Source organism: Brachybacterium saurashtrense, assembly GCF_003355475.1.
Classification (GTDB): Bacteria; Actinomycetota; Actinomycetes; order Actinomycetales; family Dermabacteraceae; genus Brachybacterium; species Brachybacterium saurashtrense.
In genome coordinates, this window is sequence record NZ_CP031356.1 from 1,378,285 (window position 1) to 1,402,420 (window position 24,136).

At 73.2% G+C, this 24,136-nt stretch carries 19 protein-coding genes; 7 read left to right on the plus strand and 12 right to left on the minus strand.

Annotated elements, in window-relative coordinates:
• Positions 1-288 precede the first annotated feature (288 nt).
• The 5 genes from DWV08_RS06265 to DWV08_RS06285 are packed head-to-tail and all read right to left on the minus strand — an operon-like array spanning position 289 to position 6,425.
• Positions 289-2,199 (minus strand): FAD/NAD(P)-binding protein, encoded by a 1,911-nt coding sequence (locus DWV08_RS06265; protein ID WP_115413013.1) that lies wholly within the window; start codon positions 2,197-2,199, stop codon positions 289-291.
• A complete protein-coding gene (locus DWV08_RS06270; RefSeq protein WP_115413014.1) occupies positions 2,196-3,059 on the minus strand; it encodes an ABC transporter ATP-binding protein in 864 nt (287 codons plus the stop codon). The genes DWV08_RS06265 and DWV08_RS06270 overlap by 4 nt, the downstream gene beginning before the upstream one ends.
• On the minus strand, positions 3,056-4,159 hold the full coding sequence (locus tag DWV08_RS06275; protein WP_115413015.1) for a FecCD family ABC transporter permease: 1,104 nt from the start codon (positions 4,157-4,159) through the stop codon (positions 3,056-3,058). The genes DWV08_RS06270 and DWV08_RS06275 overlap by 4 nt, the downstream gene beginning before the upstream one ends.
• Positions 4,156-5,220: an ABC transporter substrate-binding protein gene (locus DWV08_RS06280; protein ID WP_115413016.1), complete on the minus strand. Its 1,065-nt coding sequence runs from the start codon at positions 5,218-5,220 to the stop codon at positions 4,156-4,158. Before DWV08_RS06280 ends, DWV08_RS06275 begins: the two co-directional genes overlap by 4 nt.
• A gap of 14 nt (positions 5,221-5,234) precedes the next feature.
• Positions 5,235-6,425, minus strand: coding sequence for a peroxidase-related enzyme (locus tag DWV08_RS06285; protein ID WP_115413017.1), 1,191 nt, complete (start codon positions 6,423-6,425; stop codon positions 5,235-5,237).
• Positions 6,426-6,614: 189 nt separating this feature from the next.
• Here DWV08_RS06285 and DWV08_RS06290 point away from each other — a divergent pair, with 189 nt between their 5' ends.
• A complete protein-coding gene (locus DWV08_RS06290) occupies positions 6,615-8,537 on the plus strand; it encodes a glycoside hydrolase family 127 protein (protein WP_115413018.1) in 1,923 nt (640 codons plus the stop codon).
• 21 nt (positions 8,538-8,558) lie between these two features.
• On the opposite strand, the gene DWV08_RS06295 is transcribed toward DWV08_RS06290, so the two are convergent.
• The 3 genes from DWV08_RS06295 to DWV08_RS06305 are packed head-to-tail and all read right to left on the minus strand — an operon-like array spanning position 8,559 to position 11,533.
• Positions 8,559-9,557, minus strand: a complete 999-nt coding sequence (locus tag DWV08_RS06295; protein WP_115413019.1) for a LacI family DNA-binding transcriptional regulator — start codon at positions 9,555-9,557, stop codon at positions 8,559-8,561.
• A gap of 27 nt (positions 9,558-9,584) precedes the next feature.
• A complete protein-coding gene (locus DWV08_RS06300) occupies positions 9,585-10,742 on the minus strand; it encodes a Gfo/Idh/MocA family protein (protein WP_115413020.1) in 1,158 nt (385 codons plus the stop codon).
• Positions 10,739-11,533: a ThuA domain-containing protein gene (locus DWV08_RS06305; protein ID WP_115413021.1), complete on the minus strand. Its 795-nt coding sequence runs from the start codon at positions 11,531-11,533 to the stop codon at positions 10,739-10,741. The genes DWV08_RS06300 and DWV08_RS06305 overlap by 4 nt, the downstream gene beginning before the upstream one ends.
• 463 nt (positions 11,534-11,996) lie before the next feature.
• On the opposite strand from DWV08_RS06305, the gene DWV08_RS06310 reads away from it, so the two are divergent.
• On the plus strand, positions 11,997-13,538 hold the full coding sequence (locus DWV08_RS06310) for a DUF1846 domain-containing protein (RefSeq protein WP_115413022.1): 1,542 nt from the start codon (positions 11,997-11,999) through the stop codon (positions 13,536-13,538).
• Positions 13,539-13,569: 31 nt separating this feature from the next.
• Here the strand turns inward: DWV08_RS06310 and DWV08_RS06315 are convergent, their stop codons facing one another.
• The 3 genes from DWV08_RS06315 to DWV08_RS06325 all read right to left on the minus strand — a co-directional run bounded on the left by DWV08_RS06315 (position 13,570) and on the right by DWV08_RS06325 (position 16,757).
• Positions 13,570-14,514 carry an endonuclease/exonuclease/phosphatase family protein gene (locus DWV08_RS06315; RefSeq protein WP_115413023.1) on the minus strand — a complete coding sequence of 315 codons (945 nt, stop codon included), beginning with the start codon at positions 14,512-14,514 and terminating at the stop codon, positions 13,570-13,572.
• A 136-nt stretch (positions 14,515-14,650) separates the two neighbouring features.
• Positions 14,651-15,679 carry a Gfo/Idh/MocA family oxidoreductase gene (locus DWV08_RS06320; RefSeq protein WP_115414932.1) on the minus strand — a complete coding sequence of 343 codons (1,029 nt, stop codon included), beginning with the start codon at positions 15,677-15,679 and terminating at the stop codon, positions 14,651-14,653.
• A gap of 244 nt (positions 15,680-15,923) precedes the next feature.
• Positions 15,924-16,757 carry an Ltp family lipoprotein gene (locus DWV08_RS06325; protein WP_241237375.1) on the minus strand — a complete coding sequence of 278 codons (834 nt, stop codon included), beginning with the start codon at positions 16,755-16,757 and terminating at the stop codon, positions 15,924-15,926.
• Between the two features lie 305 nt (positions 16,758-17,062).
• Between DWV08_RS06325 and DWV08_RS06330 the strand changes: the two genes are divergently transcribed.
• The 5 genes from DWV08_RS06330 to DWV08_RS16885 all read left to right on the plus strand — a co-directional run bounded on the left by DWV08_RS06330 (position 17,063) and on the right by DWV08_RS16885 (position 22,905).
• Positions 17,063-18,448, plus strand: coding sequence for a nuclease-related domain-containing DEAD/DEAH box helicase (locus tag DWV08_RS06330; RefSeq protein ID WP_241237374.1), 1,386 nt, complete (start codon positions 17,063-17,065; stop codon positions 18,446-18,448).
• Between the two features lie 69 nt (positions 18,449-18,517).
• Entirely contained in the window at positions 18,518-18,715 is a 198-nt protein-coding gene (locus DWV08_RS17040) for an ATP-binding domain-containing protein (RefSeq protein ID WP_241237373.1), read from the plus strand.
• Positions 18,716-18,779: 64 nt separating this feature from the next.
• Positions 18,780-20,204, plus strand: a complete 1,425-nt coding sequence (locus tag DWV08_RS06335; protein ID WP_115413025.1) for a glycoside hydrolase family 32 protein — start codon at positions 18,780-18,782, stop codon at positions 20,202-20,204.
• 111 nt (positions 20,205-20,315) lie between these two features.
• Positions 20,316-22,205 (plus strand): DNA helicase RecQ, encoded by a 1,890-nt coding sequence (gene recQ, locus DWV08_RS06340; protein ID WP_115413026.1) that lies wholly within the window; start codon positions 20,316-20,318, stop codon positions 22,203-22,205.
• A gap of 247 nt (positions 22,206-22,452) precedes the next feature.
• Positions 22,453-22,905, plus strand: a complete 453-nt coding sequence (locus DWV08_RS16885; RefSeq protein ID WP_241237372.1) for a (deoxy)nucleoside triphosphate pyrophosphohydrolase — start codon at positions 22,453-22,455, stop codon at positions 22,903-22,905.
• A 3-nt stretch (positions 22,906-22,908) separates the two neighbouring features.
• Here DWV08_RS16885 and DWV08_RS06350 read toward each other — a convergent pair whose 3' ends face one another.
• Positions 22,909-24,102, minus strand: a complete 1,194-nt coding sequence (locus DWV08_RS06350; RefSeq protein ID WP_115413027.1) for a metallophosphoesterase family protein — start codon at positions 24,100-24,102, stop codon at positions 22,909-22,911.
• Positions 24,103-24,136 lie beyond the last annotated feature (34 nt).

Genomic DNA, 24,136 nt, shown 5'->3' on the forward strand with positions numbered 1-24,136 from the left:
GACGGGAGGGTCCCGTCCCCTGCTGTGCTGATTCCGCGTTGTACATCGACAACCTGCCTCTCAGTCATCGCCCCGCCGTTGGGGCGCCGGGTCTCCGTCGACCCGTAGAGAGGATTGAACCCGCTCCGGACCAGAAACCTCCACTGGTAGGCGTCACAGTCGGATAACGATCGAGACCTGCGTCACAGGCGGCCTCTGACCTGCGGGAACAGAGGTCGGACCAGTGCCTGCCCCGGTGCGGTCCGCGACGCTGCGCCCGCCCACCGGGCCGGGAGGGCGGGCCGTGGCTCAGGCGGGGACGCGCACCCGCTGCAGGATCTGCCGCGCGGCGACGTCCGCGCCCGCGAGCAGCGGCGAGGGGACGCCCGGGCTGGCGCCGATCGCGGAGCCCGGCTGGGTGGACGCCGCGGGGATGCCGAGCACCACCACCGCGCGGTCCACCGACCCGTCGGCCGCCACCAGGTTGTGACCGCCCGTCGCGTGCTCGGAGACCTCCGCGCCGGTGGCCTCCATGCTGTGCGTCGGGATGCCGTCGACGGTGTGCACCCGCGCGCGCCCGGTGCCGAGCAGGGCGCGCAGCAGCGGATCCTCCGTCTCCGGCACCTTCCCCTTGGACATCCGGGTCTCCAGCAGCACGGCGGAGTCGGCCGCCGCGCCCGTGATCGCTGAGACCGCCCGGAAGCGCCCGCGGCGCTCGTCGGCCTCGATCGTCGTCTCGGGGCCGAGCAGCATGATCACCCCCGCCTCGAGGAGCGCGAGCACCAGGCGCACCCTGTCCGCGGGCGGTCCGGAGGCGAGGGCCAGGGAGTCGCCGTCGAACCAGCCCAGCACGTCGCGGGCGAGGGACGTCCCGGTGAAGGCGCCGCGCGCGGTGAGGCGGCCCACGTGCCGGCGCAGCGCGCCCATCGCGGCGTTCACGGCCGCCCGGGGGTGGTGGGACGGGTCCGACATCGAGCCGAGCTCCTGGCGCACCAGGCGGTGCACCAGTCGCTCCCACTCGACGGGAGCCACCGACCGGCCGTGGGTGGGGCGGTGCAGCTCCTCGAGGGTCCAGCGCCACTCGTCCTCGACCACGGAGGCCTCCAGCACGGCGTCGACCTCGGCGGCGGTGCGGGCGGCGTCGAGCCCGGCGCGCCAGTCCCCGACCACCGCGCCGGGGTGCAGCGCCGCGAGCGCGTCGAGATGCGCGCGGGCGAACTCGCAGGCGAGCACCGGCCACACCTCGGTCGCGAAGTCCACGCCGCCGCGCGCGGCGAGGCCCTCGAACCACTCCGGGGTCGCCCAGCGCGGGGCGAACGGGCGCACGCTGCGGCCGCCGTCGGGCTTGGCGCGGTACGGGATCCCGCGGCGGGAGCCGACCACCAGGCGCGGCTCGCGGCCGCTGGGCAGGTAGCGCAGGCGTCCGTGCGGATCGCCGGCGACGGGCTCGACGTGCCCGCCCCACTGGGCGGCGAGCTGCCCGACGACGTCGAAGAAGTTCGCGCCGAGGCCCCGCACCAGCACGTCCTGTCCGGCCGGGAGGTCCCCGAGGGCGCGCTCGGCGGGCATGCCGGGCTCCACGTAGCGCAGGCCGTGCCGGTCCGCGAAGCGCACCAGTGCCTCGATGTCGGGCGTGCGGCGCCCCTGCACCATGCCCTGGGCGAGCACCACGGTGGGAGCGGCGAGGCGGCGGCCCTCCTCGAGCACCACCACCGCACCGTCGCCGTCGCCGTCGCCGTCACCATCGCGGTCGAGGTCCACGGCGCGGCCCACGACCTCGGTGAGCTCCACGGCGCCGCCGGCCACGGCCGCCTCGAGCTGGTCGCGGAAGTACACGCCCTGCAGGCGACGGGTGGGGAAGGCGGGGCCGGTCAGCGCCGCGGCCTCGGCGACCACCCACTCCCCCGCCGGATGAGTTCCGCGTTCCCGCACGGCGCGGGCCCACTGCACGAGATCGGGCCCCGGCGCGGCGGGGCCGCTCATGCGCGTGGACCCGTCGGGATGGACGGTGGTGGCATCGGCCTGGGTGTTGTTGAGGTACTGGGCGGGCTGGTCCAGGCGCCAGGTCGCACCGGGCCCGATGGCGACGGCGTCGACGACCGCGAGACGCACCGGCGCGCTCCCGGCGGCCGCGGCGCGGGCCGCGATGCGCAGCACGGTCGCGACCCCGCGGGGCCCGCCGCCGACAATCACGGCGTCGAACTGCTCCGGGGCGCTCACCGGCTCGCCACGGGCTCGCGCCGCGGGTCCCCTGCGGTGGCCGCGCCGGCCGGGTCGAGCTCGCCGAGGCGCTCCCCGGTGCGGGTGAAGCCGGCCTCGTCGACCCGGGGCCGCACCTCCACCGCGCCGTCGCCGGCGACCACCTCGACGTCCACCTCGTAGACGCTCCGCAGCGTAGGGGCCTGCAGCGCCTCGGCGGGGGGTCCGTCGGCGACCATCCGGCCCCCGTGGAGCACGACGATCTGGTCGCAGTAGCGGGCGGCGTGGTTGAGGTCGTGGATCGCGATGAGGGCGCTGATGCCCTCCTCGCGGGTGATCTGGCGGACCAGCTGCAGGGTCTCGATCTGGTAGCGGAGGTCGAGGGCGCTGGTGGGCTCGTCCAGGAGCAGCACGCGCGTGTCCTGCGCCAGGGCGCGGGCGATGAGCGCGCGCTGCTGCTGGCCGCCGGAGAGCTCGGACAGGGAGCGCTCGGCGATGTCGCCGAGCCCCATCCGCACGATCGAGTCCTCGACCTTCGCGCGGTCCTCGGCGCGCGGGGCGAGGCCGAAGTGCGGGGTGCGTCCCAGCATCACGGCCTCGCGCACGGTGAGGTCGAAGGGGGCGTCACCGGCCTGGGGCACGTAGCCGACGACGGTCGCGAGCTCGCGCCGGCCCAGGGAGCCGGTCTCGCGTCCCTCGACGGTGACGGTGCCCTTCCGGGCGCGATGCACGCCGGCTATCGCCTTGACGAGGGTGGACTTCCCCGAGCCGTTCGGGCCCAGCAGGGCGCAGAACGCGCCGGGCGCCACCTCGAAGGAGACGTCCTCGAGGATCGTGCGGGTGCCGTAGGAGAAGGAGAGGTGCTGGACGGAGAGGCTCACTTGAGGGTGTTCCTTCGCGTGAGGATGAGGTAGATGAACACGGGGCCGCCGATGAAGGCGACCACGATGCCGACGGGCACCACCGCCGGGGCGATGACGGTGCGGCCCACGGCGTCGGCGATCAGCAGCAGCAGGCCGCCGGAGAGCGCCGCGAAGGGCAGCAGGTGGCGGTGGTCAGCGCCGATGGCGAGACGTGCAATGTGCGGGCCGACCAGGCCCACGAAGCCGATGATCCCGCAGAAGGAGACCACCACGGCCGCGAGTGTGACGGCGAGGGCGATGAGCCCCACCCGCACCGGGCCCACGTTGACGCCGAAGCTGCGGGCGGCGTCGTCCCCCGCGAAGGCGATCGCGTTGAGGTCCTTGGAGAACATCAGCGTGAGCGGGATCGCGACCAGGGCCACGGTCCCCACCACGAGAACATCGGACCACACCGCGTCGTTCACGGAGCCGAAGGTCCAGCGGATGATCGCCTGCAGGGTGTTCTCGTTGGCGGTGAACTGCAGCGCCGAGGTGAGGGCCTCGAAGATCTGGGTCATCGCGATGCCCAGCAGCAGCAGGGTGGCCACGGCCATGCGGCGTGCGGTGGCGATGCCGAGCACCACCGCGGAGACGGTGAGCGCCATGATCATCGCACCGGCGATGGTGGCCCAGGCGGGCAGGTGCTGGGTGCCGGCCAGGGTGATCACCAAGGCGGCGCCGAACGCGGCGGCCGGGGACACCCCCAGGGTGAAGGGGCTGACCAGCGGGTTGCGGAGCAGGCCCTGCATGAGCACGCCGGAGACGGACAGCGCCGCCCCCGCCGCGAAGGCGAGCAGCACGCGCGGTAGCCGCAGCTGGGTGATCACCGAGTAGGTGGAGGCGAAATCGGCGCTCAGGGTGCCGCCGAACACGGCGAGCCGCAGCGCACGGACCACGTCGCCGAGGCCCACGCCGGCGGTGCCGATGGTCACCGAGGCGAGCAGCGCGAGCACCGACGCCACCACACCGGCGGCGAGGACGAGCAGCTTGCGCCGCTCGCGGCGGCGGGCCACGCCGGCGCCGCCGGGCGCGCCGCCGCCCGCGGGGGCGTCGGCGGGGGTCTCGAGGGTGGCGGTCATGCCTCGGGTCCCTGCACGTAGTCGCTCGGGGAGGAGAGCTCCGTCGCCTGGAACTCGGTGACCCAGCGGGTGAGGTACTCGTCGGGGTCGACGTCCGCCATCTGCTCGGGGTGGAGCCAGGAGGCGAGGTACAGCGCACCGAGGGACTTGCCCAGCGCGGAGGTGGCCCAGCCGTTGGCGATCGCGACGTGGCCCTCGGCGAGGGCGGTCATGCCGTCCCAGCCCGGACGGGAGGCGATGTCCTCGCGCAGCTCCTCGAAACGGTCCACGGGCGCGGCGGAGGGCTCGAACTCGTGGATCACGAATTCCGGGTCGCGCAGCACCACCTCGGCGGGGTCCACGGTCAGCTCCTCCTGGGCGTCGCCGCCGGAGGCGTCGTCGAAGACGTTCGCGCCGCCGGCGGCGAGGATCATCGCGTGGAAGCCGGAGCCGGGCAGCGTGGTGAGGTACGGCTCGACGGTCTCGAAGTACACGCTCACGGGCTCGACGTCCGCGAGGCGGTCGGTGAGCGCGGTGGAGATCTCCTCGCGGAAGTCGAGCACCGTCTGCGCCCCGTCCTCGAGCCCGAACACCTGCCCCAGCAGGGTGAGGGTCTCGTCGACCACGTCGGTGTCCCAGGCGGTGGCCACCACCAGGGGGATCCCGAAGGCCTCGAGCTGCTCGGCCGCCTCCTGCCACACGGCGTTTCGGGGCATGATCACCACGTCCGGCGCGAGCTCGGCGATCGCCTCGTAGTTCAGCTGGTCCAGGCCTTCGGCGATGATCTGGTCCTCGCCGAGGTCGAGGTAGGGCAGGCGGTCCAGGGAGGCGCGGTCCACGCCCACCACGCGATCGGCGGCGCCGATGGCGCGCAGGAACTCGTTGGTGTAGCTGTTGAGCACCACGGCGGTGGCGGCGGGGCCGGGGAGCACCACCTCGCGCTCCTGGTCGTCGACGATGGTGAGCTGCTCGGAGGCGTTCTCCTCGCCCTCCACGGTGACCTCGCCGCAGGCGGCGAGGCCCAGGGCGGGCAGGGCGGCGAGGGAGCCGAGGAGGGTGCGGCGGCGCAGTGCGGTGGTCATGGTGTCCTCTGGGGTCAGGCGGCGTCGGGGCGCGCCGCGTCGGGAAGGGAGGGGTCGCCGAGGGAGAGCATGAGGCGGTTCGCCCAGGCGAAGAAGGAGGCGGCGGCGAACAGGTCGAGGATCTGCGGGTCGGTGAGTCCCTGGGCGCGCAGGGGCGCGAGCGCCGGGGCGGACGGGCGCGGCCGGGAGATCTCCGCGGCGGCGGTGACCAGGGCGGCCCAGCGGGCGTCCTGGCCGGCGGCGAGCGGGGCGAGGTCGGCGGCGATCCAGTCGGCGTCGCGGTCGAGGGCGGCGGCGAGCAGGGCGTCGACGTCCTCGGCGCGCTTCGCGAGGGCGGCGGCCTTGCGGGCGTGGACGGAGGCGCAGTAGATGCAGTCGTTGACCTTGCTGGCCGCGGCGGCGGCGAGCTCCCGCTCGGCCTTGGGGAGGCCGTCCCGGGGCAGGAAGATCGCATTGTCCAGCGCGCTGCGGGCGGCGGTGAGCGCCGGGGTGAGCGAGAGCATCCGGAAGTAGACGCTGTTGGTGGTGGCCTTGGCGGCGAAGGACTCCCGCTGCTCGGCCGTGAGCTCCTCCTCGGTGGGGACGGGGATCCACGGCTCCCACTGCAGCTGCTCCCGGGTGAACGCGGCGGGGCGGGGGCGGCCGGAGGGAGTGGTGCCGCCGTGCTGTGCGGTGCGGCCGCGGGTGCGCGGAGCACGGTCGGGGGCGTCGGCGGCGGGCAGGGCGGCACCGTGGAGGGCGGCGAGCGCGGCGAGCAGGCGCTGGAGGTGGCTCTCGAAGGCGACCAGCTGGCTGACCAGCACGACGACCCGCGGCGTGTGGCCGGCGGCGGCGAGGCGCTCCTGGTCCTCGGCAGCGGCCAGGGCCGGGGAGAGGGAGAGCAGGTCCACGTGGTCCCGCAGCACGGCGAGGGCGGGGTCGGCGGGGTGCGCTCCCGGGGCGAGCAGGTTCTCGTCGGCGCCCTGGGTGCGGTGCCACTGCGCCAGCGCTCCGCTGCCCTGCCAGCGGGCGGTCACCGCGGCGAGCGCGTGCAGGACGTCCGCGGCCAGCGGCTGCGGGGCGCGGTAGAGCGCGTCGTAGGCGGCGCGGGTCTGGCGCAGCACCTCGGGGCGGAGGGCGTCGAGCAGCGTCGCGTCCTCGGCGGGGGCGTGCAGGAGCGCCTCGAGCAGACGGTGGGCATCGACGGGGGTGGCCGAACTGTTCATTGGTACATCTTAGGCCCGCCCAAAGCAAGAGAGGAGGGGTGGCGGCTGTGGGTCTGCTCACCGGCGCGCCCTCGAGGCGAGTGAACATCCCGCCGCGCCGGTTCGAGAGAGCGCTTCCCGAGTTCTACAACGTTGTGTACGGTGAGTAGGTCGAGGACCCCACCACCTCCCACCCCCGAGGAGCACCCCGTGTCCCACCCTGCCCACGTCGAGTCCCCGGCGGCCCCGGCGCTTCCCCGCGCCCCACGCCGCACCGGCCTGCGCCCCCTGGACCTGCGGGCGGTGCGCCTCTCCCCCGACGGGACCCTGGGCGCCTGGCAGGAGCTCAACGCGGAGGCCACCCTCCCCCACTGCATCGCGCAGCTGGAGAGCTCCGGCGTGATCGACAACTTCCGCCGCCTGCTCGGCGAGTCCGGAGCGCCGTACCGCGGCTTCGTCTTCGCGGACTCGGACCTGTACAAGGTGATCGAGGCGGTGGCGTGGGAGATCGGTCGCAGCGGCACCACCGCGCACCACGCGTGGCTGGACGAGATGATCGCACTGATCACCCGGGCCCAGGAGCCCAGCGGGTACCTCCACACCTGGATCCAGGGCGTGCACCCGGAGAAGAAGTTCGCGGAGCTGCACTGGACCCACGAGCTGTACGTGCTGGGGCACTGGCTGCAGGCCGGGATCGCGCTGGCCCGCACCGACGGGCGCACGGATCTGCTGGAGCGCGCGCTGGACTTCGTGGATCTCGTGGAGCGCCGGTTCGGCCCGGGCCGGGAGGACGGCATCCCCGGGCATCCCGAGATCGAGACCGCCCTGGTGGAGCTGCACCGCCTCACGGGCGAGCCCCGCCACCTCGCCCTGGCTCAGCACCTGGTGGATCAGCGGGGCCGCGACATCCTGCCCGGCGGCGGGTTCGGCACCCACTACTTCCAGGACCACCTGCCGGTGCGCGAGGCCGCGGACCCGACCGGTCACGCGGTGCGGCAGCTCTACCTCAACGCCGGGGTGACCGATCTGTTCCTCGAGACCGGCGAGGAGGCGCTGGGCGCGATCATGCGCGAGCAGTGGGAGCGCGTGCACACCCGGAAGATGTACCTCACCGGCGCCTTCGGCTCCCGCCATCGGGACGAGTCCTTCGGCAACGATCACGAGCTGCCCTCGGACCGGGCCTACGCGGAGACCTGCGCGACCATCGCCGATCTCCACTGGACGTGGCGGATGATGCTGGCGGGCGAGGACCCGCGCTGCGCGGACGTCATCGAGCGGGAGCTGCACAACGCGCTCCCCGCCGCCGTGGACCGCACCGGCACCCGGTTCTTCTACTCCAATCCGCTCCAGCGGCGCCCGGACCGCTTCGACGAGGAGAACGCCCCGGCCTCCCGCCAGGAGTGGTACTCCTGCGCCTGCTGCCCGCCGAACATCGCCCGCACCGTCGCTCAGCTCGGCGCCTACGTCGCCGCGGTGCGAGAGGACGAGGACGGCCCGAGCCTGGAGATCCTCCAGCACACGGCGATGGCCGTGACGCTGCCCGCCGAGATCGGCGAGGGCGTGCTCGAGGTGGAGACCGACTACCCGGCCACCGGCACCATCACCCTCCGCCTGGCGGAGGGGGCGCTGCACCCCGCGGCGCGCCTGGGGCTGCGCCTGCCCGGCTGGCTGCGCGACGGCTCCCTCACCACGGCCGACGGCGCCGCACGAGCCATCACCGCCGCGGAGCGCGCCGCGGGCCGCCTGGTCCTGGGCTCCTCGGACGTCGACGGCGCCGTACTGCGCCTGGACATGCCCCCGCGCTGGACCCGCTCCCACCCCCGCGTGGACGCGACCCGGGACTGCCTCGCCCTCGAGCGCGGCCCGCTGGTGCACTGCCTGGAGCAGGTGGACATGCCCGACGGGGTCGAGGTGGACGACCTCGCGGTCCCGGACAGCACGGCGCCCGTGGTGCGGGAGGACGGCACCGTGCAGCTGCAGCTGCGGCACCGGCGCGACGAGGGCGACCTGTACCGCAGCGGCCCCGACGAGCGCGGTCCCGCCTCCACGGTCACCGTCACCGCGCTCCCGTTCGCGCGGTGGGGGAACCGGGGGCCGGGCGCGATGAGGATCTGGCTGCCCCGGGCGCGGTGAGCACGCCCGGCCCGCTCGAGCTCAGCCCTCGATCCAGCGCGGCTCCACCAGCGTGATGCGGGGCGAGGCCCCGTCGGTGCGCAGCAGCCGCACCAGCTCGCGCACGGCCAGCTCGCTGATCTCGACCCGCCGCGGGTCCAGCTGCGGCACGGCCGCCAGCAGGGGGCTCACGTCCACCAGGTCCGCGCCGCTGAGGGTGATGAGCAGCCGCGTGTCGTCCACGAGCGCTCGGGTGGCCGCCATCGCGAACAGCACCTGCCGCACCCCGGACAGGCCGAACATCGCGGTGCGCTGATTCGGCAGCGTCATCCGCAGTGCGCGTGCCGGCACCTCGGCGAGCGCGCCGCCGTCCATCACCACCTCGAGCTCCGCCTCCTGGGCGACGTCCTCGACGCCGCGCAGGAAGCGCGAGACGTCGTTGCGGGCGCGCTTGCGCCCCGGATCGCCGAACAGCAGCAGCCGGTCGCACTCCTCCTCGATCGCGCGCTCGACCACCATGCGGCCCAGCATCTCGAAGTCGAGATCGACGACCGAGCCCTGCGGGAACTCCTCGGGCTTGCCGAGGGTCACGAAGGGCAGCCCGGACTCGAGCACCGGCGGCACGCGTTCGTCGATCCTGTCCAGCTCCATGAGGATCAGCGCCTCGCACACCCCGGTGCGCACCACCCGCCGGATCCCCTCCGCGCCCTCCTGGGCGGTGACCAGCAGGATGTCGTAGCCGTGGCGGCGCGCCTCCCGCGCGATCGAGCCCACGAAGGTCATCAGTGCGCCGTCGTCGCCGTCCGCCTCCGGCACCATCAGCCCGATCACGCCGCTGCGCCGGGACCTCAGCGTGCGGGCGCCGGAGTTCGGGTGGTACCCGAGCTTGGCGATCGCGTCCTCGACGCGCTCCCGGGTGGCCTCGGAGATGGGGCGGGAGCCGGTGAGCACGTAGCTGACGGTGGACTGCGAGACGCCCGCCAGGCGGGCGACGTCCTGGCTCGTGGGCGCCGTCGCGCGCCGCTCCCTGCTGCTCGCCATGCGCCCGCCCCTTCCCTCGAGGTTCTCCTACCCTGCGAGGAGTCCGGAGACCCCAGTCTTCCACCTCTCGAGGGCCCGGCTGCGCCCGTCGGCGGAATCCAGGATCCGCGCCGCGTGGAGCGCCTCGTCGAGGAGCTCGGCGAGCTGCACGCGCGCACCGCTGGCGGCCGAGCGCACCGCGGCCTCGACGATCGCCTGGGTCCACACGTTGTCGTGCACCTCGGAGTCCGGCCGGTCCCCGCCCCGCAGCGCGGCGCAGAAGTCGGTGAGGGAGGCGTCCAGCTCCCACCGGTCCGAGTCTCCGGGCACGCGCCCGGCGACAGCTCCGCCCGCGGCGGGATGCGCTGTCGGCGGGGTCTCGCCGTCCCAGTGGACGCTTCCTTCCGCACAGCTGAGCGACCAGTCGCCGTTCCAGCTGGTCTCCGCCCCGGGCGAGCACCAGGAGCCGGAGTAGGTGTGCACCGCGCCGGTGTCGTAGGTGATCACCGCGCTCGCCGCCGCATCGCCCGCGTACCAGCTCCAGGACGGGTTGTGCGAGGTGGCGTTCACGGCCACGGGGGTGCCCTCCACGAGCACCCGGCCGGCGTCGACGGCGTGGATCGCCATGTCGACGAGCAGCGGCTGCTCCATCGCGTCGCGGAATCCTCCGAACCTGGGCGCCTTGTAGAAGCGGGTGTCCACGATCCCGGCGCCGCCGAGCTCGTCGGCGAGGCGGCGGGCCTCGCGCAGGTGGGGGTTGTTCCGGCGGGACTGGGAGACCATGAACAGCCGCCCTGTCGCCTCGGCATGCCCGGCCAGGGACACCGCCTCGGCGAGGGTGGCCGCGCACGGCTTCTCCCCGAGCACCGGAAGTCCCGCGTGCAGGGCATCGGCGGTGACCGCGTGGTGGGCGGCGGGGACGGTGACGTCGATGACGGCCTCGGCGCCTGCGCGGCGTGCGACCTCGAGGGAGTCGGTGCCGGTCACGATGGCGTCGCGCAGCTTCTCGGGCACCACCTCGGCGACGGCGGCCTCAGCGGCCCCGTCGAGCACGTCCGCGACGCCCACGAGGCGCGCGGCGGCGTTGCCGAGCACCGTGGCGATCCAGGCCCGACCCATCCCGCCGGCGCCGATGACCACGACGGGGACGGGCGGAGGCGGAGTCGCAGGGTCGGCGTGCACCGCGGCGGCGCTGTACGCGCTCATGCGCCCTTCCCCGCCGCGGCCGCGTCGCCGAGCCCCTGCCCGCCGGAGCCCGTGAGGAACCACTCGGTCTGGTACCGGTCCAGGAACGGCACCTCGCGATCGGCGACCGCGGGACGCGCCCACCGGACCCCGTTGGCGATGACCCTGCGCACGTCCCGATGGTGGTAGACGGGGTAGTCCTGGTCGCCGGGGCTGAAGTAGAAGATCTTGCCCTTGCCGCGCCGGAAGGTGCAGCCCGAGCGGAACACCTCTCCCCCGCTGAAGGAGGAGACGAACACCAGCTCGTCGGGCACCGGGATGTCGAAGTGCTCCCCGTACATCTCCTGCTCGTCGATGATCAGCGGGTGTGGCACGCCCTCGGCGATCGGATGGGACGGGTTCACGGTCCACACCAGCTCGCGGTCGGCCTCGTTGCGCCAGCGCAGGGTGCAGGTGGTGCCCATCAGCCGGGTGAAGGGCTTGGACCAGTGCCCGGAGTGCAGCACCACCAGGCCCATGCCGGCCAGGACGTGCCGCTGCACCCGCTCGGCGACCTCCTCGGAGACCTCCCCGTGCGCCATGTGCCCCCACCAGGTGAGGACGTCGGTCGCGGCGAGCACCTCCTCGCTGAGACCGTGCTCCGGGTCGTCGAGCAGCGCGATGCGGGTGGTGACGGCATCGCCGAGATTCTCGAGGATCCCGTCGCGGATGGTGGAGTGCATCCCCTCGGGGTACAGCTCCCGCACGCGGGGGTCGCGCTGCTCGTGGCGGTTCTCGCCCCAGACGGTGACGCGAAGAGGGGTGGTGGGCATGGAGGCAGTCCTTCCGGGACGAGGGGAGGTGGTCATGTGACCGCACCGCCGGCGAGGGCGCCGAGCGTGCGCCGCGTCAGGAGCGGTCCGGTGGTGGTCAGTGGTGTCGACATCATCGCCTCGCTCTCACGTCGCCGGTCTCGATTCGTATCGATCCTAGACAGGAATCAACCCGGAGGTGACGGGTGCGCTGCCACCGCGCCGAGCGGACGCCGACTCTGGCGCCCCGGTCGCGCGGTGCCGTCACTATGCCGTGTTCCCACAGGGTGCGCAAGGGTCATGGGGTGGACGAGCGACCACGGCGCCTCCCTCATCGGCCCTGCGAAGGCTCCGGCCTGCAAGGTCATCTCCGCGAGCGGATGCATCGATTCGAATCATCCGCGCACCGGCGCACCCGCCCGTCTGCCGCCGCGTCGCCCGCTCCCGCACAGGTACGGCGCACCGCCGGTGCTAGCGTGCCGGGGTGATCGACTCGGCCCCCCACCCTCCTGCCCCCTCGCCCCGTCCTGCCGCGGGCTCTCGGATCGGCTTCGACCGCGAGCGCTACATCGCCGAGCAGTCGCGGCACATCAAGCGCCGCCGGGAGCAGATCGGCGGGAAGCTGTACCTGGAGATGGGCGGGAAGCTGTTCGACGACCACCATGCCTCCCGGGTGCTGCCCGGCTTCACGCCGGACAACAAGATCGCGATGCTGCACCGCCTGAAGGACGAGCTCGAGATCCTGGTGTGCCTGAACGCGAAGGACCTCGAACGGCAGAAGGTGCGCGCCGATCTGGGGATCACCTACGAGGATGACGTGTTGCGCCTGGTGGACGTGTTCCGCGAGCACGGCTTCCTGGTGCAGAACGTGGCGGTCACCCAGCTGGAGAAGTCCAATCACGTGGCGCGGGCATTCATCGAGCGCCTGCAGCGACTGGGCCTCACCGTGGCCCGGCACAGCGTGATCCCCGGCTACCCGCAGGACACCGCCCGGATCGTCTCCGCCGAGGGCTTCGGGGCGAACGAGTACACCCGCACCAGCCGCGACCTGATCGTGGTGACGGCACCCGGGCCCGGATCCGGCAAGCTCGCCACCTGTCTCTCGCAGATCTACCACGACCACGAGCGCGGCATCGCCGCCGGCTACGCGAAGTTCGAGACCTTCCCGATCTGGAACCTGCCGCTCGAGCACCCGGTGAACCTCGCGTACGAGTCCGCCACGGCGGATCTGGACGACCTGAACCTCATCGACCCCTTCCACCTCGCCGCGTACGGCGAGCAGGTGACCAGCTACAACCGCGACGTGGAGGTGTTCCCTCTGCTGCGCACCCTGCTGGAGCGGCTCACCGGCGCCTCGCCCTACGCCTCCCCCACCGACATGGGCGTGAACCTCGCGGGCGAGTGCATCGTGGACGACGCCGTGTGCCGGGAGGCGGCGCGCCAGGAGATCATCCGCCGCTACTACAAGGCCCTGGTGCACGAGCGGATCAACGACGAGGACGACGTCGTCTCCCAGCGCATCGGGATGGTGATGTCCAAGGCGGGCTGCACCCCGAGCGACAGGGCGGTGGTGGATCCGGCCCTCGCGGTAGAGGCCCGCACCGGGGAGCCCGGCGCCGCGATCCAGCTGGCCGACGGCACTCTGGTCACCGGGAAGACTTCGGCACTGCTGGGCTGCTCGGCGGCGATGCTGCTGAACGCGCTCAAGCGCCTGGCCGGCCTCGAGGACGCCGTGCAGCTGCTCTCGCCCGCCTCGATCGAGCCGATCCAGACCCTGAAGACCCAGCACCTGGGGTCGCGCAATCCGCGTCTGCACACCGACGAGGTGCTGATCGCGCTGTCGGTCTCCGCCGCGAACGACGGCAACGCCCGGCGCGCCCTCGAGCAGCTGCGCAGCCTCGCCGGCTGCGACGTGCACACCACCACGATCCTCGGGACCGTGGACGAGGACATCTTCCGCAGCCTCGGGATCTCCGTCACCTCGGAGCCGCGGTTCCTGCGGCCCGCGCTCTACCACAAGCGCTGAGCGCGGGCCGGACGGGGCCCGCCCGCGGCGCTCAGGGCAGGGCGATCAGCGCCTGCACCGGGGCGTGGTCGGAGGGGTAGGCGCCGGAGGCGTCGCGCCACACGTTGAGCGCGGCCTGCTCGGTGACCAGGTCCTCGGTGGTGAGCACCCAGTCGATGCGGTCGCCGCCCTCCACGGGGTCGTCGTAGCCGGGGAAGGTGCCCCAGGCGGGCGTGAGCTGCTGCGCGGCGGCATCCCAGGTGTCCACCAGCGGTCCGTCGGAGACCAGGGCGGTGTAGGCGCCGGAGTCGTGGGCGGCGGAGTTGAAGTCGCCGGTGACGATGGTGGGCAGCGCGTCGAGCTCCCCGCCGCGGAGGAGGTCGAGGATCGCGTCGGCGCTGCGGATCCTCGCGTTCTCGCTCTGGTGGTCGAAGTGCGTGTTGAGCATCGCGATCTCGGCACCGGTGGCGACGTCGCGCAGGTGGGCCCACACCACGATCCGGGTGACGGTGTTGCCCCAGGTGGCCGAACCGATCACCTCCGGGGTGTCGGAGAGCCAGAACTGGTCCCAGGCGAGCACCTCGAGACGCGTGCTGTCGTAGAAGATCGCCGAGTACTCGCCGCGGCTGCCGCCGTCCCGGCCGTAGCCGACGCTGCGATGTCGCGGCAGCGCCTCCTCGATCGCGGAGAGCTGCCCGGACAGGGCCTCCTGGACGCCCAGGAGGGTGGGCTTCTCGCGCTGGAGCAGCTCGACGAGCAGGGGCCGACGATCGGGCCAGTGGTCCGGGTCGCCCGCGACGGTGCCGCCTCCGGCGGAGCGGTCGTAGCGGATGTTGGCGCTCATCACGTGCAGCGCGTCGCGCTGGGCACGGCCGATCAGGGCGCTGCCCGGGCCGGACTCGGTGGGGGCGGCCACGGCCGGGGTCGAGAGGGCGCCGAGGGCGGCGGCGGCGCCGAGGCCGGTGAGGACGGTGCGGCGGGCGGGAGGGAGGGCCATCGAAGAACTCCTGCGTTCGGGGTGCGGTCGGGCCCGACGCTAGCCCCGACGCCGCACTCCCCCGGGCGCTTCGCCGGGTTCGACCGCGGGCTTCACCGAGCGGTCGCCCGCCCGTCACGCCGGCCGTCGTTGCCGTTCACGCCAGCGGGATGAACGCCCCGCCGTTCTCGTCGCTGCGGCGGGCGGCGTCGAGGACCTCCAGCACGGCGATGCCCTCGCTCGCGGGGGACGGCGCCGCACCGCGCCCCGCGCAGGCGGCGGCGAACTGCTCGTAGAAGGCGGTGTAGGAGCCCTGGGCCGAGGGGACCGGCTCGTGGCCCTCAGCGGTGTGGAGGGTCCCCCACCGCTCCGGCGCCTCGTAGCCCCAGTTCTCCGGGTCCTGCACAGGGCGCTTCCCGGCGGCGATCGCCTCGGCCTGCACGTCGGTGCTCGTCGCGGTGTAGGAGCCGGCGCTCCCGTAGGCGCGCAGCGTGCGCTCGTGGAGGTGGTTGAGCTTGGTGGAGGAGGTGCAGGAGGTGACGCCGTCGGCGTGCTGGAGGGTGAGCGCGAAGGCGGCGTCGGTGCGTCCCTCCGCGAGCTCCACGTGGTCGAGCCGGGCGGAGACCGCACGCACCGGCCCGAGCAGCCACATCATCTGATCCACCAGGTGGGTGCCGAGGTCGCGCAGCAGCCCGCCGTGCTCGCCCGCCTCGAGCAGCTCCGGCTGATCGAGATCGAAGCGCGAGTGCACCCGCCACAGCTCGCCGAGGGCACCGCTGTCGAGAACTCCCCGGAGGGTGCGCAGATCCGCATCGAAGCGGCGGTTGTGGAAGACGCTCAGCTGCACTCCGGCGGCTCGTGCGGCCTCGGCCATCTCGCGGGCCACGGCGGCGGAGGGGGCGAAGGGCTTGTCGGCCACCACGTGCACGCCCGCGGCGATCGCCTCCATCACGAGATCGCGACGCGTCGCGGGCGGCGTCGTGATCGTCACGGCGTCGACGCCCGCCTCGAGCATCGTGGTGAGGCTCGGGAAGATCGGCACCTGCGGGAAGTCCTCCCGCACGGCTGCGGTGGTGGTCTCCGAGCGGGCCACCACCCCGGCGATCTCGATGTCCGTGGCCGCCTCGAGGAACGGGGCGTGGAACTGCCGCCCTCCGACGCCGTACCCCACCAGACCGACTCGCATGCGCACCCTCACCCTCTTTTGTCATGACATGTAGCTGCGCGTCACGCTACGCGCCTGTCGCCACGCGGGCAAGGCTCTCGCTCCAAGCAGTCGAACTGGAGTCTCGATACGCTGTCCGGCCATCGTTGTCGACGGCCTTGTCCGGACACAGTCCCTTCCGCGATAGCTCATCGGCCGCGGACCCCGCAGAAAGTACGGGGCGCGCGCCGTGCGGCGCGCGCCCCGTGGCGGATGAGCAGAGTGCTCAGTCGAGGTTCTCGACCGCGTAGTCCGCCTGCTCCTGAGTGAACTGGTCACCGTAGGAGGAGCTGAGCTGGTCCCGGATCGCCTCCGGGGACATGTCCATCTCGTCGCGGTACACCCGTGCGGATTCCAGCGCGTTCTCGTTCCAGTCCGCCTCGATGGTGTCGATCGCGTACTGCGCCTGCTCGGCGGTGAACTGCTCGCCGTACTCGGAGGTGAGCTGGTCGTAGATGCCCTGCTTCGACATGTGCATCGTGTCCGAGTAGGTCTCGGCGGACTTCAGCGCGTTCTCGTTCCAATCCGCCTCGATCGTGTCCACCGCGTACTGCGCCGCCTCCTCGGAGAACTGGTCGCCGTACTCGGAGGTGAGCTGATCGAAGATGCCCTGCTTCGACATGTTCATCAGCTCGGAGTAGGTCTCCGCGCTGTTCAGCGCAGAGGTGTACTCGGAGGGGACATCCTCCTCCACCGGCGCGGAGTCCTCCTCCGCGGCGGTCTCCTCCTCGGCGGCGGCCGCGTCGTCGTCCTCCATCGCAGCGGCCTCGGCGGCCTCCTCGACGTCCTCCTCGGGCTCCGGCGCGGCCTCGGCCTCCGGCGACGCCTCGAGGGTGGCGGTCGCACTCTCGTCGTCATCGGCGGTGCCGGCCATGAGCACGGAGCACCCGCCGATCAGGAGGACCAGCAGCGCGAGGCAGCCGCAGCCCGCGGCGATCAGCCCCTTCCTGCGGCGTGTGGGGGCGGTGGCCGCCGGGGCGCCGTCGGGGGTGCCGAACTGCGGTGCGGCGGTGGGGTGCGGAGCGCCCTGCTCCGGGGACTGGGGGTCGGTGCTGTTCACAGCGGCGATCCTCTCGGGTATCACGCGAAGCCCTCGGGCGCCCGATTGCGCCGAGGGGTACTGCGGGGGAAGGGGAGCGCGAGGAGGGGGATGTCCCGCGTGGGATGCGTCGTGAGGACGACGGCGGCCCGTGCGCTGCCTTCGCGAGAATCCTCCGGCAGCGGTGTGACAGACGAACGCGCCTGGCATTCGAGGGCCCCGACCGCACAGGACCGCAGCACGGTCCACGGAACCCGTCCCCTCCCCGTCGGCGCGCCGATACGCTGGCCGCACCCGCGAGGGCCGGTCCCCGAGTGAGGAGCAGCATGCCGCGCACGCTTCCCGAGCATCCCGAGTTCGCCTCCGCCGCCGAGCGGACCGTGTGGGAGCACCTGGTCGCACAGCTTCCCGAGGGCGCGGTGCTGCTGGCCGGGCAGCGCGTCACCGCGGACGGCGCCGAGGTCGAGGCGGATCTGACGGTGCTGTGGCCGGGCTTCGGGATCGCGGTGCTCGAGGTCAAGGGCGGGCGGGTCTCGCTGCGGGACGGGCAGTGGCACCAGTCGGACTCGACGGGCAGTCACCGGCTGAAGCGGTCCCCGATCGACCAGGCGCAGTCCGCGAAGCATCATCTGGTCGCCTATCTCAATGCGACTTCGTCGCGTCCGATCGGGCGCGCGGTGCATCTGGCGGTGCTGCCCTACACCGAGCTGCCCGCGGGCTGGGACCCGCCGGAGGCGCCGCGCTCGCTGGTGCTGGACGGGACGGACCTGCCGCAGCTGGCGGGGCGGATCGTGCACGCGCTGAACCGGCAGAGCAGGCTCGGGTACGCGCCGCTGGACGCCCAGCAGTGCGCGCACGCGGTGACGATGCTGCGGCGCACCCACCGCGCGATCGAGAACCATCAGCTGCTGGCCCGCGAGATCGCCGACGAGGGCAATGCGCTCACCCGCGAGCAGGAGCGCGCGATCGCGATGCTGCGCTTCCAGCACCGGGCGCAGATCATCGGCGGCGCCGGCTCCGGCAAGACCCACCTGGCGATGATCAAGGCGCGCACCCTCGCTCGGGAGGGGTTCCGCACCGCGCTGCTGTGCTACTCGCGCGGCCTGGCCCGGCACTTCCAGCTGCTGGCGACCACGTGGCCTCCCGAGGAGCGCCCTGCCTACGTGGGGCTGTTCCACGACCTCCCGGTGACCTGGGGTGCGGAGACGGAGCAGCAGTTCGACGGCGACGCCGTCACCTACTACGAGGAGCATCTGCCGCGCCGCCTCGCCGATCTCGCCACGGCGCAGGAGGAGCTGGAGCTGTTCGACGCGATCGTGGTGGACGAGGCCCAGGACTTCGCCGATCTGTGGTGGGACGGCCTGCTGCCCTGCCTGCGGGACCCGGAGCACGGCGTGCTGTTCGTGTTCACCGACGAGCACCAGAGCGTGTTCGACCGGGAGGGTCGCGCCCCGATCACCCTGAACCCGTTCCCGCTGGACGACAACCTCCGCAACACCCGGGCGATCGCGCGCACCTTCGCCCCGCTGACGCCGCTGGCCCAGACGGCGCGGATGGCCGAGGGCGACCCCGTGCGGTACGTCGAGTCCACCGCGCAGGACGCCGTCGCGACGGCCGACGACATGGTGGAGCAGCTCATGGACGAGGGCTGGGAGCCCGGCCAGATCGCCCTGCTCACCACCCGCAGCCGCCACCCGGTGCAGAAGGAGTAGATCGAGCTGTACGGCTACGATGGCTACTGGGACGCGTTCTTCGCCGGCACCGAGGTGTTCTACGGGCACGTGCTGACCGTCAAAGGCCTCGAACGGCCCGTGGTGGTGCTCGCCGTCAACGGCTTCGCCGTCGCGGAGCGGGCGCCCCAGCTGCTGTACGTGGGGCTCTCCCGCGCCCGTTCGCTGCTGGTGGTGGTCGGGGACGGCGGCGAGATCTGGGATGCCGGCGGCCCCGAGGCGTGGGAGCGGATCAGCGGGGGCCCCTGAGAGGTCCCGGCCACCGGCACCGCACCGCGCCCGTTCCCGACGATCTCCCGAGGAGAGCACGACGATGGCCGCTCGACGACACGACCCCGACAGCGCGGGTCCCGCCCCGGATCCGCATCGTCCCCGCGTGCACTTCACCCCGGAGTCGACCTGGATGAACGATCCCAACGGGCTCGTCCTGCACGAGGGACGCTGGCATCTGTTCTTCCAGAACAATCCGCTGGGCAGCACGCCCGGCAATCTCTCCTGGGGCCATGCCGTCTCCGACGACCTCGCCTCGTGGACGCACCTGCCCGTCGCGCTGCGCTTCAGCGAGGAGGAGTGGATCTTCTCCGGCAGCGTCGTGCATGACGCCGAGAACCGCTCGGGACTGGGCATCCCGGGGGACGGCGGTCCGCTGCTGGCCTTCTACACCAGCGCCTACACCCCCGCCCATCCCACCCTGCCCAGCATCCAGGCGCAGTCGGTCGCGGCCTCGACCGACGGCGGCACCACGTGGACGCGCTTCTCGGGGAACCCGGTGCTCGACCGCGGCTCCCGCGACTTCCGCGACCCGAAGGTGCTCTGGCATGCCGAGTCCGCGCGCTGGGTGATGGTCACCGTGGAGGCGGAGGAGTACGAGCTCCACCTTTACACCTCGGAGGATCTGCTCACCTGGGAGCACGCCTCGGTGTTCACGCACCCGGAGATCGACGGCGGGATCTGGGAGTGCCCGGACCTGGTGCACGTGCGGACGGGGACCGAGGCCGAGGGGGCCGGTGCCTCGGCCTGGGTGCTGGTGCTGAGCACGAACCCGGGCGGGCCCGCGGGCGGCTCGGGCACCTACACCCTGCTGGGCGACTTCGACGGTCGCACCTTCACCACCCACAGCTCCCCGCAGCCGCTGGATCTCGGGCAGGACTGCTACGCCGCGGTGTCCTTCTCGGGCGTCCAGGGCGACCCGGTGCTGCTGGGCTGGATGAACAACTGGGCCTATGCCGCGCAGACCCCCACCGCGCCGTGGCGATCCGCGATGACTCTGCCCCGCACGCTGCAGCTGGAGGCGGACGGGGCGGGCGACCCGGTCCTGGTCCAGCGCCTGGTGGTGCCGGACGGCACCCGCACCGTGACCCTCGAGGAGGTCGCGGGCGGTCCGCCGCTGGACCTCGCGCAGCCGCTGCGGCTCCACGGCGTGCTTCCGGCCCGCTCGCCGTGGCGGCTCACGCTGCGTTTCGGGGACCCGGAGGGAGACCTCGACCTGGTGCTGTCCGGGGACCCGACCAGCGGGGTGGTGCTCGACCGCGGCGCGGCGCACGAGGCGCCGTTCGCGGTCGAGCACCCGCGGTCGCTCCCCTACGTCCCGGCCGGCGGGGACGACGAGGTGATCGTCGACCTGGTGGTGGATCGCTCCTGCGTGGAGGTGGAGCTCGACCGCGGGCGGGGCACGATCTCCCAGCAGGTATTCCACGGCACCTGGCAGATGAGCGTCCTCCTCCAGCTCGACGACTGAGCTCCCGCGACCGGTCGCCCCGTCGACGCGCACCGCGCACGCCACGACGACTCTCCACACTCCGCCCGCAGCGGTCGCGGCCGGTCCTCGGCCCCACCTACAGTGGCCACCATGAGCACTCCCCCCGCCGCCGCCCCGCACACCGCCGCTGCCGCGGGCGGGGGTGGGACGGAGGGGGCCGCGCTGGAGATCCTCTCGCGCGTGTTCGGCTACGACGCCTTCCGCGGCGACCAGGCGGCGATCATCGCGCAGGTCGCCGGCGGCGGGGACGCGGTGGTGCTGATGCCCACCGGCGGCGGCAAGTCGCTGTGCTACCAGATCCCGTCCCTGCTGCGGGCGGGCACGGGGATCGTGATCTCCCCGCTGATCGCCCTGATGGCGGACCAGGTGGCGGCGCTGGAGGGCGTGGGCATCCGCGCCGCGTACCTCAACTCCACCCTCGAGCCCCACGAGGCGCAGGCGGTGGAGCAGCAGCTGCTGGCCGGCGAGCTGGACCTGCTGTACATGGCGCCGGAGCGACTGGTGCTCCCGCGCACCCAGGAGCTGCTGCGCCGCGCGGAGCTGGCCCTGTTCGCGATCGACGAGGCGCACTGCGTCTCCCAGTGGGGCCACGACTTCCGGCCCGACTACCTGGGGCTCTCCGTCCTCGCGGAGGCGTTCCCCGGGGTGCCGCGGATCGCCCTGACCGCCACCGCCACCGAGGCCACGCACCGCGAGCTCACCGAACGCCTGCAGATGCAGCAGGCGGCGCACTTCGTGGCCAGCTTCGACCGCCCCAACATCCAGTACCGGATCGAGCCGAAGTCCGCGCCCCGCGAGCAGCTGCTGCGGCTGATCACCGCCGAGCACGAGGGCGAGTCCGGGATCGTGTACTGCCTCTCCCGCCGCAGCGTGGAGCAGACCGCCGAGGCGCTGGTGGCCCGCGGCATTCCCGCCCTCCCCTACCATGCGGGCCTCGACGCCGCCGTGCGCCAGGACCACCAGGAGCGGTTCCTGCGCGCGGATGGGCTGATCATCGTGGCGACCATCGCCTTCGGGATGGGGATCGACAAGCCGGACGTGCGCTTCGTCGCCCACCTGGACCTGCCCAAGTCGATCGAGGGCTACTACCAGGAGACCGGCCGCGCCGGCCGCGACGGACTGCCCGCCACCGCGTGGATGGCCTACGGCCTGGGGGACGTGGTGAGCCAGCGGAAGTTCATCGACACCGGCGAGAGCTCCGAGCAGTTCAAGCGCAACGCCCGCGCGCACCTCGACGCGATGCTCGCCCTGTGCGAGACGGTCACCTGCCGGCGCGTGCAGCTGCTGCGCTACTTCGGCCAGGACGCCGAGCCGTGCGGGAACTGCGACGTGTGCCTGTCCCCGCCGAGCACCTGGGACGCGACGGTCGCCGCGCAGAAGCTCCTCTCGGCGCTGATCCGCCTGGACCGGGAGCGGGGGCAGAAGTTCGGGGCCGGCCAGGTGATCGAGGTGCTCCGCGGCCGTGAGAACGAGCGCTCGCTCCAGTCCCGCCACCACGAGCTGAGCGTCTGGGGCATCGGGGAGGAGCTGGGCGAGAAGGAGTGGCGCACCGTGATCCGGCAGCTCATGGCCCGCGGCCTCGTCGAGGCCGAGGGCGACTACGGCGTGCTGGTCCCCGGCGCCCAGGCGGGGCCCGTGCTGCGCGGCGAGACCACGGTGGAGCTGGCGGTGGACCGCACCCCGCAGCGCGCCGCCCGCTCCGGCGGCCGACGGGCCGCGGGCTCCGCCCGCGCCGCGGAATCCCTCGCCCCGGCCCAGCGGGAGCGCTTCGAGGCGCTGCGCGCCTGGCGCACCGCGGTGGCGAAGGAGAAGCAGGTCCCGCCCTACATGGTCTTCTCCGACGCCACGCTGGTGGGAATCGTCGAGGCCGCCCCCACGTCGACCCAGGCCCTCGGCGCGGTGAGCGGGGTGGGCGCCAAGAAGCTCGCCGAGTACGGCGAGGCCGTGCTGGAGGCGCTCGCGGACGGCGCGGGGAGCTGACCGCGCCCGGGGCGGAGACACCCTCGCCCGTCGCACCCCTGCGGGAGACTGCTCCCATGACCCACCACGACGCCGATGACGCGCCGGCGCGCGGCACCTGTCCGTGCTGCGGCGGCGAGGAGGTGCTGCACCACGTGCTCGGCATGCCGCTGCCGGAGGCGATGGAGAGCGCACCCCCGTGGGTGGTGTGGGACGGCTGCGTGGGACTGGGCCCCGACCGCGAGTGCACCGCCTGCGGGTTCACCTGGTGGCGGGGCGACGTCGGCCATCCGGGTGCCGACGCGCACGGGCAGCTCCTGCGCGTGGTGGGCGGGGTGCTGGTCGACGGCGGGGGCGTGCTCGCGGCCCGTCGGGCCCGGGCCGGAGCGCGGCAGGGCTGTGGGAGTTCCCCGGCGGGAAGATCGAGCCGGGCGAGTCACCGCAGCAGGCGCTGCGGCGCGAGCTGCGCGAGGAGCTCGGGATCGAGGTCGAGGTGGGCTGGCGGATCGGCCGCGGCGAGGAGTGGACCGGCGAGCGCGAGACCCACCTGGACTGCTACTGGGTGCGCGCGCTCGGCCCCTCCCCCACACGCAGCACCGATCATGACCTGCTGGAGTGGGTGGCCCGCGGCGAGCTCGGGGCGCGCCGTTGGGCCAGCCCCGACGTGCCGATCGTGGAACGGATCGTCGCCGGGGCCGTGCCGCGGTTCGGGCGGTCCTGACCCTCAGCGCACCCCGTCGGGGAGGTCGGCGGGCTCGCCGGGCTGTCCGCCGGCGCTGAGATCGATGCCGTAGTCGGCCGCGAAGCGCAGCTCCGTGCCCGCGTAGACGCCCTCGACGCTCTCGTCGAGGTGGAACACCCGCGCGCCGCGCAGGCGGTGATCCTCCGCGCCACCCAGGCCGTAGGTGCCGAAGCCGGTGCCCGGCGCGTAGCCGAGCTGGATGCCGTAGTAGTCGCCCACGTAGGTGTTGATGTGGTCGTGGCCCACGAACAGGCCCTTCACGTCGCCGCGGTGCAGCATCGCGGCGAACATGCCGGAGTTGAACGGGCCGGGGCACTCGTCCTCGTGGCGCTCGCCCACGATCGAGTGCTTCTCGACGGCGCGGGCATGATCGGCCTCGCTGCGGCCGTCCACGCTCGCGAACCACATGAAGCGGTGCTCCCACAGGGCGATGTGCTGGAAGGCGAGGGCGGGCACCAGGGCCTTGTTGCGCTTCTCCAGGGCGGCGGAGGCCCCGAGGTACCACTGCACCTGGTCGGGACGCAGCCAGTCCCATCCCGGATAGCCCTCGAAGTCCTGGCCGGCGATCTGCTCGGGGGCGTAGCGGCCGGAGTCGAGCAGCCACAGCGCAAAGGCGTCCCGGTTCCCGGAGGCGGAGCCGATGGTGAGCACCTGGTTGCCGGTGCCGGTGATGTGCCGTGCCCCGGTGGAGTTGACGTTGTGGCGGTACTGGCTCACGAACTCGAGGTAGGCGGCCTCGTCCAGGCCGGTGCGGCCGCTGGAGTCCTCGTCGTGGTTGCCGAAGGTGAGGGCCCAGGCGATGCCGCGATCCTCCATCGGGCGCACCACGTTGTTCAGGGCCTGCTTGGCCTCCAGCGCAGTGCGGGGCGAGCCGTCGATGACGTCGCCGTTGAGCACCACGAAGTCCGGGGCGACGTCGTCGAGCACCGCCTCCTGCAGGGCGATGGTGCGCCGGTCGGTGGCCGGGCCGTCCTGGGTGTCGTTGAACTGCACCACGGTGAAGGTGCCGTCCTCGCGGAATCGCAGGGCGTCCCGCACGATCCCGTCCTTCGGGCCGGGGCCGGGCAGACCGGCCGGCGCGGCGGAGGCGGCGGTCCCGGCGGCGGCGAGGCCTGTCGCGGCGGCCGCGGCGGAGGCACGGAGCAGGTGGCGGCGGGAGGGGGCGGAGGGGGTCATGGGAGCTCCGTTCGAGGGGTCGGGGTGGCCTCCA

What these genes read in the sequence shown, in the direction of transcription:
- DWV08_RS06335 (WP_115413025.1), top strand. Translation starts at nt 18,780, where the DNA reads ATGGCCGCTCGACGACACGACCCCGACAGCGCGGGTCCCGCCCCGGAT.
- DWV08_RS06300 (WP_115413020.1), bottom strand. Translation starts at nt 10,742, where the DNA reads ATGAGCGCGTACAGCGCCGCCGCGGTGCACGCCGACCCTGCGACTCCG.
- DWV08_RS06275 (WP_115413015.1), bottom strand. Translation starts at nt 4,159, where the DNA reads ATGACCGCCACCCTCGAGACCCCCGCCGACGCCCCCGCGGGCGGCGGC.
- DWV08_RS06285 (WP_115413017.1), bottom strand. Translation starts at nt 6,425, where the DNA reads ATGAACAGTTCGGCCACCCCCGTCGATGCCCACCGTCTGCTCGAGGCG.
- recQ (WP_115413026.1), top strand. Translation starts at nt 20,316, where the DNA reads ATGAGCACTCCCCCCGCCGCCGCCCCGCACACCGCCGCTGCCGCGGGC.
- DWV08_RS06305 (WP_115413021.1), bottom strand. Translation starts at nt 11,533, where the DNA reads ATGCCCACCACCCCTCTTCGCGTCACCGTCTGGGGCGAGAACCGCCAC.
- DWV08_RS06315 (WP_115413023.1), bottom strand. Translation starts at nt 14,514, where the DNA reads ATGGCCCTCCCTCCCGCCCGCCGCACCGTCCTCACCGGCCTCGGCGCC.
- DWV08_RS06295 (WP_115413019.1), bottom strand. Translation starts at nt 9,557, where the DNA reads ATGGCGAGCAGCAGGGAGCGGCGCGCGACGGCGCCCACGAGCCAGGAC.
- DWV08_RS06330 (WP_241237374.1), top strand. Translation starts at nt 17,063, where the DNA reads ATGCCGCGCACGCTTCCCGAGCATCCCGAGTTCGCCTCCGCCGCCGAG.
- DWV08_RS06280 (WP_115413016.1), bottom strand. Translation starts at nt 5,220, where the DNA reads ATGACCACCGCACTGCGCCGCCGCACCCTCCTCGGCTCCCTCGCCGCC.
- DWV08_RS06350 (WP_115413027.1), bottom strand. Translation starts at nt 24,102, where the DNA reads ATGACCCCCTCCGCCCCCTCCCGCCGCCACCTGCTCCGTGCCTCCGCC.
- DWV08_RS06320 (WP_115414932.1), bottom strand. Translation starts at nt 15,679, where the DNA reads ATGCGAGTCGGTCTGGTGGGGTACGGCGTCGGAGGGCGGCAGTTCCAC.